An 11,995-nucleotide genomic window follows, 5' to 3' on the forward strand; every position below is an offset into this window, starting at 1 on the left:
TTTAGCCTGACAAACAGGATGACGATTTCAGAAACCAGGCCTTCATGACCTCGGTAATGTGGGCTATCTGTTGCTCAGAGGTAATATAGGCGGGCATGGTATAGAGCCATCGCCCAATCGGGCGTAGCCAAACACCCTGCTCGCGGGCAAACGTGGCAACGCCTGTTAAAGCTGTTTCCGAGTGCGCTTCAATAACGGCCGTGGCACCCAGTACGCGCACATCGGCAACCTCTGGGTGCGCCATGAGCGCTTGATCCTCCAGCAAGGCGCGGCACAGTAACCGGTTTAAGAGCGCTATTTTGCCAAGATAGTTTTCTTCTTCAAATACCGCCAGGCTTTCCAGCGCTACCCGGCACGCCAAGGGGTTACCCATAAACGTTGGGCCGTGCATAAAGGCGTGGTGTGCGCTGTCACCGATAAAGGCGTCGTGAATGCGGTCGGTCGCAAGCGTGGCGGCGTGGCCCAAATAGCCGCCAGTTAGCCCTTTGGAAAGCACCATGATATCCGGGGTAACGTGGGCGTGATCGGCGGCAAATAGTTTGCCGGTGCGGCCAAATCCCGTGGCAACCTCATCAAAGATCAGCACCACGTTAAATGCGTCACACAGGGCACGGGCGCCGCGCAAATAATCCGGGGAGGTCATGTTCAGCCCTCCAGCGGCCTGCAACAGCGGCTCCATCAGCAGCGCAGCAATGTCATGATGATGACGCTCAAGTACTTCGCCTAGCGCATCTAAATCGGCGGCTACCTGCGCTTGCGTTGCGTTAAAAGGAGCGGTTGGCGCAGGCGCAAAATGGTGCTGGGGCAGTAGGCTTGAAAACAAGCTGTGCATGCCTTCCTCTGGGTCGCACACGGCCATGCAGCCCGTGGTATCTCCGTGATAGGCCTTCATTAGCGAGAGCATTTTGCGCTTTTTCGGTTGTCCGGTAAGCACGTGGTACTGCAGCGCCATTTTCATCGCCACCTCCATGCCTACCGAGCCGCTGTCAGAGTAGAAGACGTGATTAAGCCCGTCGGGAGTGATGCGTACCAGCTCACGCGCCAACCGGTCGGCAGGGTCATGGGTGAGCCCGCCCAGCATCACATGGCAGAGTGTTTCCGCCTGCTCACGAATGGCTGCCACCAGGCGCGGATGGCCGTATCCGTGAATCATGCACCACCAGGAGCAGGTAGCGTCCAGTAGGCGCTCGCCGCCTTCCAGCTCAAAATAGGCGCCGCTACCGCCGACCACCCTGGGGGCGGGGGGTTGGGTTTTAAGATGTGCGTAGGGGTGCCAGACTGGCGAGTTCATAATGCCTCCAATGATAGATAGCGGTGGGCGGTGGCCGCATCGGGCGTTGTCAAATGCGGCACAATGCCCAGGCAAGGCGCTGCCAGCCTGGCGTCAAGGTGGGCCATGTTGGCCGTGAAGCGGGTAGTATCCGCCGCAAAGGCGGGGTCAATCACGCTGCCTGCCCAGCCCGCAAGCGTCAGACCGTCGGCGCGAATGGCATCGGCCGCTAAGCGGGCATGGTTCAGGCAGCCGAGCTTTAAACCAACCACCAGGATCACCGGCAGCCTCAGCGCGATGGCGATGTCGGCAAAATCCTCCTGTTCGTTGATCGGCACGCGCCAGCCACCCGCACCCTCAATCAAAGTGAACGCCCTGGGCGTCTGGCCAAGGGTGTCGCGCAGCCAGTGGGCAACCTGAGACACGCTTAGCATCTGGCCTGCCTCCTGTGCGGCCAGGTGAGGTGCTATCGCAGGCTCAAAGGCCATTGGGTTAACCGTGGCGTAGTCAACCGGCGGTTCACACTGTTGCTGCAGTGCCAGCGCATCGCTATTGCGCAGCCCTTTCGTCGTTAACGAGCTGCCAGAGGCGATGGGTTTAAGCCCTAAGGTGCTCAACTGCTGGCATCGGGCGCTATAAAGAAGCGCGCTTCCGACCAGCGTTTTTCCCGCATCGGTGTCGGTACCGGTAACAAAAAAGCGCTTCATCGGGGTTTCTCCAGCTGCAGGTTCAGGCAGTGATAGCTGACTGGAAGCCCTTGGCGCTTACGAAGCTGCTCAAAGCGCGTGGCAGCCGCGGCCAGGTCCGCTCGGGTGAGTATGGCGCTGGGCCTGGCCACTTGTGCGCCAACGCCCTTGATGGAAGCCATAACGGCCTTGATATCAGAATAAAAGAAGGTTTCCACACGGGTCGCCTGGTGAGTGCAGCGCAGACCGCTTTTGTGAATAGCATCGTTAACTACGCTGTAGGAGGGAGTCGTTAGCAGCGCGCTTGAGCGTTGCCAGGCGAAAGCCACTTCAACCAACGTGCCGGGTAATAGCGTACTGATGTACGCCAGGCCACCTGGTGCCAGCACTCGATACAGCGACTGCATGACGGCCAATGTGTCGCGGCACCACTGAATGGCCAGGTTGGAAAACACCAGGTCGAATAGGTGGCGAGGGATGGACAACGATTCGGCACTACCTGATTGCCAGGCAATGTGGTCGCCGTGGCGTGAGCGAGCGTGCTCCAGCATGCCCGGCGCAATGTCCAGCCCCGTGACGTGGCCGTGGGGGTAGCGCTTGGCCAGCCGCTGCGACCAATAGCCAGTGCCGCAGCCCAGGTCGAGTATATAGTTAGCCTCAATTGGCAAGTCGCGCCATAGCGTTTCACCGATATGGCGTTGGGCGCTGGCCAGCGCATCGTACTGCGGTGCTGCCCGGGAGAAAGCGTGCGCCACTCGGGCCTGCCAGTCGGCGCTGGGCCGCCGTAACTGAGGAGGTGTCGAATTCATGCCATCTCCCTGGCAGATAGCGCAGCGGCTTGAGCGGCGAGCAGTGACGCCAAACGCGCTGGCTGCGAGAGCATTGGGCAGTGGCCGCCGTGTTCAAGTGTTAGCGTCCGCTGGCACTCAATAGCGCTGATCAGCGGGTCATGCTCGCCCACTAGATGAACCACCGGGCATGGCGACGTATTCAGGCGTCGACGATTATCCAGCGTGGCCAGCCAGTGAAGGCCTTCAGAAAGCGTGGTACGGTCTGCCGGGGGCGTACTGCCAAGCAGGGTGCGCAGCTGTGCGTGAACCTGATACGGTGCGGGCTCTCCTTGAGCCTGCCAGCGTAGAAAGTGGCGCCACGCGGCATCGCCACGGTGCGCAAAGATGGCCTGGAAGTCGGCAAGCGCTGCTGACGTCGCGCTATCCGGCGTGCAGAACCTGGCACCTGCTCCCAGCAGTAGTAGCCCTTGTGGCGCAGGAAGATAATCAAGCAGCGCAGTCGCCAGCAGGCCGCCCAGCGACCATCCGACCCAAACCGCATCGCTGGGCAGACGACTTGTCATGGCCGTGGCAAGCTCACTCAGGGAGGCGTTGGCAGGCAGTGCAGGCGCCTTGCCGTAACCAGGCCAATCAACGGCGGCGACCTCGACATTGGCGGGCCAGTAAGGGTGTAACGGCCGCCAGATGCGCCGGTCAATTCCCCAGCCTGAAAGCAGTACCAAGCGCGTCATAATGCCTCCAAGTGGCAGGCCGCCAGCGTTTCGAGAAGCCGGTCGATATCACTACGCGAATGGCGAGCGCTGAGCGTAATTCGCAGGCGAGACTCATCCCTGGGCACGGTGGGTGGACGAATTGCGCCAACATCAATTCCCGCTTGATACAGCTGTTCGGCCCACTGCAGCACGCGCGACTCGCCTCCCAAGTACAGCGGTTGAATGGGCGTGCGCGATTCACCCAGCGGCAGGTTCAGCCGTAGAGCCTCTTCACGAAAGTAGTCTATATGACGCGCAAGGCGTAGGCGGTGCTCGGGTTCGCGCTGGACAATCGCAAGCGCTTCCAGCGTTGCGGCGCTAACACCGGGCGGCTGTGCGGTGGTGTAGATATAGCATCTGGCGAACTGGGTCAGATGGTCGATCAACTGTGCATCGCCTGCAACAAACGCGCCGGCAGTGCCCAGCGCCTTGCCCAGTGTACCGACCAGAATCGGCACCTGGTCACTTCCCCAGCGTGTGCCCACACAGCCGCTGCCGTTATTGCCTATAACGCCAAGGCCGTGGGCATCATCAATCATTAGCCAGGCATCATGCTGTTGGCTTACCCGCACCAGCGCTTCAATATCGGCCACATCGCCATCCATGCTAAAGACACCGTCGCTAACCACCAGCTTGTGGGTACAGCGGCTGCGCGCCAGCAGGCGGCTTAAGTCGTCACTATCGTTATGGTGGTAGCGCCGCGCGCGGGCGCCGCTCAGCGCGCTTCCATCCAGCAATGAGGCGTGATTGAGCCGGTCGTGAAAAATGGCCGTGTGGGTATCGGCAAGCGCCTGTAGCACGCCCAGGTTTGCCATATAGCCGGTGGAGAACAGCACTGCTCGCTCGCGGCCTGTCCAGGCTGCCAGGGCTTCTTCCAGGTCATCGTGAATCGCGTGGTGGCCGTTCACCAGGTGCGATGCGCCGGCCCCGGCGCCAAATCGGCGAGCGCCTTCGGCCTGGGCAGACTGAACGCGAGGGTCTTTTGCCAGGCCAAGATAGTCATTGTCTGCGAAGTTCACCAGGTGTGGCTGTCGGGTACGCCGAGTGCGCCACTGCCGGGCGTGCTGACGAACCGCCCGCGCATTGGCCAGACGTTGATGCCACGCCTCAGACACTGGCATCCACCGCAAGCTCAGCGGCGCGCTGGTTAAGCTGCTGCTGAGCCAAGCGCTCACTTTGCGCGGCCTCGCTTTCACAGGTTTCGCGCGTTTCTGGATGCAGGCCTAGCTTGGCAAACAGGGCGCGGTCGCGGTCGGCCTGGGGGTTGCTGGTCGTTAGCAGCTTGTCGCCGTAGAAGATGGAGTTGGCACCGGCCAGAAACGCCAGCGCTTGGGTGGATTCGCTCATCTGCTCGCGCCCGGCGGAAAGCCGCACATGGCTTTGGGGCATCATGATGCGCGCTACGGCAATTGCGCGGATAAACTCCAGCGGGTCGAGGTCTTCCACGTTCTCAAGTGGCGTGCCGGGCACTTTGACCAGCATGTTAATCGGCACCGATTCCGGGTGCGGGCTGAGTTTGGCCAGTTGTTGCAGCAGGGCGCTTCTATCCTGAGCACCTTCCCCCATGCCCAAAATGCCGCCGGAGCAGACCTTCATGCCCGCCTCACGAACGGTCGCGAGGGTTTCCAAGCGGTCACTGTAGGTGCGCGTGGTGATGATTTCGCCGTAGTAGTCGGGAGACGTGTCCAGGTTGTGGTTGTAGTAATCAAGCCCGGCGGCTGCCAAACGGGTAGCCTGTTGGTCGTTGACCATGCCCAACGTCATGCAGGTTTCAAGCCCCAGCGCCTTTACCTGGCGGACCATCTCTTCAACAACGAGCAGATCCTTGTCCCGGGGGCTGCGCCAGGCCGCGCCCATGCAGAAACGGCTGGCGCCAGCCTGCTTAGCGGCTTGGGCCTGCTCCACCACTTTTTCGATTTCCAACAACTTCTCTTTTTCAAGCTGTGTGGTGTAGTGGCCCGATTGAGGGCAGTACTTACAGTCTTCGGGGCAGGCACCGGTTTTAATCGACAGCAGGGTTGATACCTGGACCGCGTTAGGGTCGAAATGCGCTCGGTGCACCTGCTGGGCCTGGAACAGTAAATCGTTAAACGGCAGGGCAAACAGGGCGTTGATTTCTTCGAGCGTCCAGTCATTGCGTGGGGCAGCAGTTGCGATCATTGGTAAACCATATTTATATAAAAAGTTGACAAGACTCTAGCGACGAAGCGTTTGCTATGTCAACTAAGAAAATTAAAAAGGTTTACTGTGGTGATGGATTCGTCAATGATCAAGCACTGCTTTATACTCTGCGCCCTTTTTCATCCTGTTGATTACCTTTGGAGCGCGGATGCCTGCCTCAACTGAATGTGATTCTGTCGCTGGTCATCCTCGCCCACCGCGGCGTGAGTTCAAGGCGCGGGGTAGTTTTGTCATACGCTGTGAGGGCTGCAATTTGCCCGCGCTAAATTGCCTTTGTCCGTACCAGGTGAAGGCCGAAAGCCACGCCCAGGTATGGCTGCTGACGCATCCGTTGGAGCACTATAAGCCGACCAATACGGGCCGGTTGATAGGGGACGTTCTGGCGCAAACGCAGGTATTCACTTGGTACCGAACGGCGCCGGATGCGCAGTTAACCGAGCTTTTGGCAGACCCGCGCTACGTGCCCTTTGTTATCTTCCCGGATGACCAGCCCGATTATGCCGACCGGGTGGTGGGAATGGACGCCGTACACAGCGCCAAACAGGCGTCGCGTATTCCTGTGTTTATCATTCTAGATGGTACATGGCGGCAGGCGCGGCGCATGTTTCGCAAGAGTGCGTACCTGGATGCGTTGCCGGTATTGCCATTGCATACCGAGCGAGAAACCCGCTACCGGCTGCGTAAGCCCGCCTCGAAAGCGCATTTATGTACGGCAGAAGTGGCCATTGAGCTGTTGCGCCAAGGGGGCGACAACAACGCGGCGGCCGTGCTGGATGACTACTTCGATGTGTTTAACGATAGCTACGCCGCCAGTCGGTTCTACAAGAAAATTGCAGAACCCACTGAGGCAATGACGCGCCTGTTAGCACGAAAGGAAGAGTTTGAAGAGTTTGAAGAGAGTCGCTAGCGGGCAGCGCCGGGTAGCCAGCGCAGGAGTATCTTGCGCACCCAGTACCAGCGGTTAATCAGCAGGGCGGTAAAAATTAGCCCGCAGCCGAGTAGCTGTAGCGGCGCCATAACTTCGCCAAACCACCAGGCGGCAAATAATGCGGTCCATACCGCTTCCAGCATCAATACCACCGAGGCGTGGCTTGGCGTGGTCATTCCCTGGGCGGTAATTTGCAGGAAAAACCGCAGAGCGCTTGCCAATAGAACACTGGCCATAAACCAGCCCAGAATAGACGTGTTAAGCGCCACGGGCTGGCGCTCAAACATAAATGACACCAGGGTTAATACGGTGCCCACGGATAACAGTTGAAGTGTGGTGAGTGGCAGGGCGGCCACGTTTCGCACGACGCGGGTATTAATATTGATGAGTAACGCAAAGCAGAGTGCCGCGCAGACCATCAAAAGCTGGCTGGTTTCTACCTTGAAACCTGCATTAAGGGAGAGTAACGCGAAGCCCAGCAGGGCAACGGGTAGGGCGATCCAGGTGGTGCGTGGTGGTCTGTCGCCAAACAGCAGCTTGGCAACGATAGGCACCAGCAATATCCCCAGGCTATTGATAAACGCACTTTCGCCCAGGTGATTTGACGTCGCAAGCCCCATGATCCAGAAGCCAATGGCGCCACTAAACAGAAAGCCCACAAAAATGCCGCGCCGAATGCGCCGTGCTGGCATAGCGCTTAAGGCGGGCCAGGCAAAGCCCAGCAGGATGAGCCCAGCCAGCAAAAAGCGTGTGCCGATAAACAGCAGCGGCGGCATACCGGCAAGCGCTTCCTTGGAGAAAATCCATCCGCCCGCCGCCAGTATGGTTACCAGCAACAGCAGGGCATCTGCCTGCCAGGGCGAACGCTTAAGCGTACTCACGCCGCACCACTACCAAACAAGGCACCTGCAATTCGAAAGCCTGCGACCCAAGTGCCCACGGCTGAGCCGAGCGTGGCGAGGATAAATACCAGCAGCGTGCGCGACACCCGATTTTTCCACCACCCTTTGAGGTGAGTGACATCCTGACGTAGCGAAGCGAAGTCGCGCACCTTGGGTTTGCGCATGTAAAGCTCCACCCCGGCGGCGACAAAACCGGCCCCAATCGTTGGGTTAAGCGAGGTAAGCGGTGCGGCAAAGAAAGTGGTAATAACGGTGACCGGGTGGGCAAGCGCAATAATGGTCGCCCCGCCGGACAGAATCCCGTTGATCAAGAACCACTCCAGCACCAACTGCCAACCCAAGTCGGTATTGCGTGAGAAGCCAATACCAAAGCCGGTAATGACCAGCGCGGTAATCAGCCAAGGCAAGGCTTTCCAGAGTTTGGAGGGCGGCGGTGAAGCTTCCAACGCTTCGCGCTCTACCGTTGGGTTCTCGGGTAATGGTGCTTCCAGGTGCTCAACGGTGCCTTTCAGGTGGCCAGCGCCCAGCACCACTAACACGTTCTTGAAGCGCCCAGGTGGCGCCTGTTCGGCAAGACGTAGCACCATGTAGCGGTCGCGCTCGCGAATCAGTGGGGTGTAAAGGGCTTCAGATTCAGCGGCAAACTCGCTAAACGTGGCTTCCAGCATATCGCCTTCTTTTAGCTTTTCGATCTCTTCCTTGGATACGTCCTGGCGCGATAGTACGCTGCCAATCAGGCCTGAAAAGAGTGAAAAGCGTTGCCACCAGGGCACGTTGCGGTAGATGCGCTTAAGCGTTATCCCGACATCGCGGTCAACCAGTAAAAGCGGCAAGTTACGGTTACGGCACTCTTCAAGCGCGGCGCGCATCTCGGCACCTGGCTCAATGCCGGACTGCTCAGCGATGCGTTGTTGAAAAGCGCCCAGTGCCAGGCTTGCCGCGACCATGCCCGCTTTGCCCTGCTTGAATACCTGGAAAAGGTCCTGCTCACCCATGGCATCCGGGTTCGTCATGCTGTGATGGCGAGCGTCGCACAGCTCAATCGCTACGGCGTCATAAAGCCCGCTGTCAGCCAGCATTCTTACATCGTCAGCACTTTGTGCCGACACGTGCGCCGTACCCAGCAAGGTGTAGGTAGTACCGCCCACGGTAACCGTTTTCAGCGGCCCGCTAGTGGCGGGTAGTGCGTCAGGCGCCGTGGCTAGCGGGGTGGTGTCGTCTTGGCTCATTAAGGTGTCTCAATTCAAATAGTAAACGGCATCATCCGAATTAGCGCCGCCAAAAAGCGGGCGTAAATAACACTAACACGGTAAAAATTTCCAGGCGGCCCAGCAGCATGGCAAGCACCAGTATCCATTTGGCAAGATCAGGTAGCTCGCCGTAGTTCCCGCTGGCTTCTCCGAGCGCCGGGCCAAGGTTATTAAGCGCTGACCCCACAGTCGACCAAGCGGTGACCTGATCCACGCCGGTCGCCATAACGCCCATCAGCATTAAAAAGAACAGCATGACGTAGGCGGAGAAGAACCCCCAAACAGCCTGGGCGATGCTGTCGGGTACACTCACTTTGCCGACTTTAACCGCGATAACCGCATTGGGATGGATCAAGCGCATAACCTCACGCATGCCCTGTTTGAGAATCAGGATGATCCGGATAACCTTCATCCCCCCCGCCGTTGAGCCTGAGCAGCCGCCCACAAAGGCGGCAATAAACAGTAAAAAAGGGATGGCGCCAGGCCAGGCCGAGAAGTCAGCGACGGAAAAGCCTGCTGTGGTCGCGATGGATACCACCTCGAAAAGCGCGTAGCGCAAGCCGCTTAGCGTATCGTAGGTGTGTGTCAGCCACAGGGTAATCGCGGTAATCGTGACAAGCCCTGCCAGAAACAGCATTAAAAAGCGCGCTTCCGGGTCTTGAAAGTAGTGCAGCAGGCGTTTTTCACGCCACGCGATAAAGTGCAGGCTAAAACTAAACGCAGAAATGAGTATAAAGGCTGCGCAAATCAGCTCAATCGCGGGGCTATTGAAGTAGCCGATGCTGGCATCGTGAGTAGAAAAGCCACCAATCGCCACGGTAGAGAAACTGTGCCCCAAGGCATCAAACCAATCCATGCCGGCCAGCATATAGGCCACCATGCAGGCCATGGTGAGAGTGGCGTAGATGTACCAAAGCGCTTTAGCCGTTTCGGTAATTCGTGGTGTTAGTTTGGAGTCTTTCAGCGGCCCTGGAATTTCGGTGCGGTAGAGTGCCATGCCGCCGACCCCAAGCGTAGGCAGAATCGCGACGGCCAGCACCACAATCCCCATCCCGCCAAGCCACTGCAACTGTTGGCGATAGTAGAGAATCGACTTGGGCAAAAAGTCGATCCCCGTAATCACCGTGGCGCCTGTCGTGGTCAGGCCTGAAAACGATTCAAACACCGCATCGGTAATGCTCAGCGAGGCATCGCCAAACAGCATCAACGGTAGCGAACCAAACAGCGCCAGAACCGTCCAGAACATCGCCGCGATTAAAAAACCATCACGGATGCGTAGCTCTTTGTGGGCACGGCGATTGGGTAGGTACAAGGTTAAGCCGGTGATCACCGTAATGGCGATACCGATCATAAATGCGTACCAGACCCCATCGCGAAACCACAGGGAAATCAAAATGGGAGGGAGCATTGTCAGGCTGAACAGCATCAGCAGCAGCCCTAAAATGCGTAAAATTACCCGCAGACTCATGGTAGGTGCATGCTCCTAAAAGAACGTCAAGCCAACCTGGAACATACGCTCGACATCGCGGATGCGGCGCTTATCGATCACAAACAGAATCACGTGATCGCCGCTCTCCACCGTGACATCCCCATGAGCGATAATGACGTCCTTGCCGCGCACAATCGCCCCGATCGTGGTGCCCTCGGGCAGGCCGATCTCGCGAACGGTACGACCGACCACTTTCGAAGAGTGTTTGTCGCCATGAGCAATGGCTTCAATGGCTTCTGCTGCTCCTCGGCGTAGTGAATGCACATTGACGATATCGCCTCGGCGCACGTGGGTTAACAGGCTGCCAATGGTGGCCTGCTGGGGCGAAATCGCGATATCGATCTCGCCACCTTGAACGAGGTCCACGTAAGCGGCATTGTTGATCAGCGTGAGCACCTTCTTGGCCCCCAGCCGTTTGGCCAGCAGCGACGACATGATATTGACTTCGTCGTCGTTGGTCAGCGCGCAGAAAATGTCGCAGTCTTCAATGTTCTCTTCTTCCAGAAGCCGCTTGCTGGTCGCGCTGCCGTGAAGCACCACGGTGCGGTCAAGCCGTTCGGAAAGCGTGGTACAGCGCTCAAGGCTATGCTCGATAATCTTGACCTGGTGGCTGTGTTCCAGATGTTCGGCCAAGCGTTCGCCAATGTTGCCGCCGCCCGCAATTACCACGCGGCGAAAGCCTCGTTCGATACGGCGAAGCTCACTCATGACCGCGCGAATGTCTCTCCGAGCGGCAAGGAAAAACACCTCATCGTCGGCTTCAATGACCGTGTCGCCGCGAGGAATGATGGGACGGTTACGCCGATAAATAGCCGCGACGCGAGTATCCACGTTAGGCATATGGCTGCGCAAAAAGGCCAGGTCCTGACCCACCAACGGCCCGCCATACACCGCTTTGACCGCCACTAGCTGCACCAAGCCATCCGCAAAATCCAGCACCTGCAACGCACCGGGGTGTTCAATCAAGCGGCGGACGTGATCGGTGACCACCTGTTCGGGGCTGATTAATACATCAATGGGGATCGCTTCGTGGGCAAAAAGCCCCTTACGGGTCAGATAGGGCGTGGCACGCACCCGGGCAATTTTGGTAGGCGTGCGGAACAGCGTATGCGCGACCTGACAGGCGATCATGTTGACTTCGTCGCTGTTGGTCACCGCAATTAACATGTCAGCATCTTCGCAGCCAGCCTGCCGCAGAACGATAGGGTAGGAGCCCGCGCCGGTAACGGTACGAATATCGAGCTTGGTGTGCAGCTCGCGCAGCTTATTGGCGTCGGTATCGACAACGGTGATGTCATTTTCCTCGCGAGCGAGGTGCTCCGCCAGGGTACCGCCGACCTGGCCGGCGCCGAGAATGATGATTTTCATTACTGAGCATCGGTTCCATTGAAAGCGCCAGCGCAATAGGTAGCGTTGTACATCTAACGTAATGCGCTGCAATAAAGACGGCGGCCAGTGTAAACCAGCCGCCGTCGAAATGCAGGTAAGGATTATTCCAGCGTGAAACCGACTTTAACGGTGACCTGCCAGTGGGCCACGCGGCCGTCTTCAATATGGCCACGTGTATCGGTCACTTCTACCCAGCGCATGTGCTGGATGGTTTCTGATGCCTTGGCGATTGCGTTCTGCACGGCTTCCTCGATGCCTTTCTCGGAAGAGCCAGTGATTTCTACGTGCTTGTAGGTGTGGTGAGTCATGGTATCTCCATCCTTAGTCATGAGTTCACTGCCTTGGCACCAGAACGCG

Annotated in this window: 12 protein-coding genes; 1 reads left to right on the forward strand and 11 read right to left on the reverse strand. The window is 58.3% G+C overall.

All coding sequences use genetic code 11. From position 1 onward, the window contains the following. Position 1 precedes the first annotated feature (1 nt). The 6 genes from bioA to bioB are packed head-to-tail and all read right to left on the reverse strand — an operon-like array spanning position 2 to position 5,659. Positions 2 to 1,291: an adenosylmethionine--8-amino-7-oxononanoate transaminase gene (bioA, locus tag CZ787_RS04175; protein ID WP_087106495.1), complete on the reverse strand. Its 1,290-nt coding sequence runs from the start codon at positions 1,289 to 1,291 to the stop codon at positions 2 to 4. Continuing rightward, complete coding sequence (bioD, locus tag CZ787_RS04180; protein ID WP_087106497.1) at positions 1,288 to 1,977, reverse strand: dethiobiotin synthase; 690 nt, start codon at positions 1,975 to 1,977, stop codon at positions 1,288 to 1,290. The genes bioA and bioD overlap by 4 nt, the downstream gene beginning before the upstream one ends. After that, positions 1,974 to 2,765, reverse strand: a complete 792-nt coding sequence (locus CZ787_RS04185; protein WP_087106498.1) for a methyltransferase domain-containing protein — start codon at positions 2,763 to 2,765, stop codon at positions 1,974 to 1,976. Before CZ787_RS04185 ends, bioD begins: the two co-directional genes overlap by 4 nt. After that, positions 2,762 to 3,478: an alpha/beta fold hydrolase gene (locus CZ787_RS04190; RefSeq protein ID WP_087106501.1), complete on the reverse strand. Its 717-nt coding sequence runs from the start codon at positions 3,476 to 3,478 to the stop codon at positions 2,762 to 2,764. Before CZ787_RS04190 ends, CZ787_RS04185 begins: the two co-directional genes overlap by 4 nt. Then, entirely contained in the window at positions 3,475 to 4,620 is a 1,146-nt protein-coding gene (gene bioF / locus CZ787_RS04195) for an 8-amino-7-oxononanoate synthase (protein WP_087106503.1), read from the reverse strand. The genes CZ787_RS04190 and bioF overlap by 4 nt, the downstream gene beginning before the upstream one ends. Next, on the reverse strand, positions 4,607 to 5,659 hold the full coding sequence (gene bioB / locus CZ787_RS04200) for a biotin synthase BioB (protein ID WP_087106505.1): 1,053 nt from the start codon (positions 5,657 to 5,659) through the stop codon (positions 4,607 to 4,609). The genes bioF and bioB overlap by 14 nt, the downstream gene beginning before the upstream one ends. Before the next feature lie 169 nt (positions 5,660 to 5,828). Here bioB and CZ787_RS04205 point away from each other — a divergent pair, with 169 nt between their 5' ends. Then, entirely contained in the window at positions 5,829 to 6,587 is a 759-nt protein-coding gene (locus CZ787_RS04205) for a tRNA-uridine aminocarboxypropyltransferase (protein WP_087106507.1), read from the forward strand. On the opposite strand, the gene CZ787_RS04210 is transcribed toward CZ787_RS04205, so the two are convergent. The 5 genes from CZ787_RS04210 to CZ787_RS04230 all read right to left on the reverse strand — a co-directional run bounded on the left by CZ787_RS04210 (position 6,584) and on the right by CZ787_RS04230 (position 11,946). Beyond that, complete coding sequence (locus CZ787_RS04210) at positions 6,584 to 7,489, reverse strand: DMT family transporter (protein ID WP_087106509.1); 906 nt, start codon at positions 7,487 to 7,489, stop codon at positions 6,584 to 6,586. The two genes, CZ787_RS04205 and CZ787_RS04210, sit on opposite strands and share 4 nt — an antisense overlap. After that, positions 7,486 to 8,739 (reverse strand): TraB/GumN family protein, encoded by a 1,254-nt coding sequence (locus CZ787_RS04215; protein ID WP_087106511.1) that lies wholly within the window; start codon positions 8,737 to 8,739, stop codon positions 7,486 to 7,488. Before CZ787_RS04215 ends, CZ787_RS04210 begins: the two co-directional genes overlap by 4 nt. Positions 8,740 to 8,779: 40 nt before the next feature. After that, entirely contained in the window at positions 8,780 to 10,228 is a 1,449-nt protein-coding gene (locus CZ787_RS04220; protein ID WP_087106513.1) for a TrkH family potassium uptake protein, read from the reverse strand. A 15-nt stretch (positions 10,229 to 10,243) separates the two neighbouring features. Continuing rightward, complete coding sequence (trkA, locus tag CZ787_RS04225; protein WP_087106515.1) at positions 10,244 to 11,617, reverse strand: Trk system potassium transporter TrkA; 1,374 nt, start codon at positions 11,615 to 11,617, stop codon at positions 10,244 to 10,246. 122 nt (positions 11,618 to 11,739) lie between these two features. Next, the gene (locus CZ787_RS04230) at positions 11,740 to 11,946 is read right to left on the reverse strand and encodes a dodecin (RefSeq protein WP_087106517.1); all 207 of its coding nucleotides are present in this window, start codon (positions 11,944 to 11,946) and stop codon (positions 11,740 to 11,742) included. Positions 11,947 to 11,995: the final 49 nt, after the last annotated feature.

This window comes from Halomonas citrativorans, from assembly GCF_900163645.1.
Taxonomy (GTDB): domain Bacteria; phylum Pseudomonadota; class Gammaproteobacteria; order Pseudomonadales; family Halomonadaceae; genus Vreelandella; species Vreelandella citrativorans.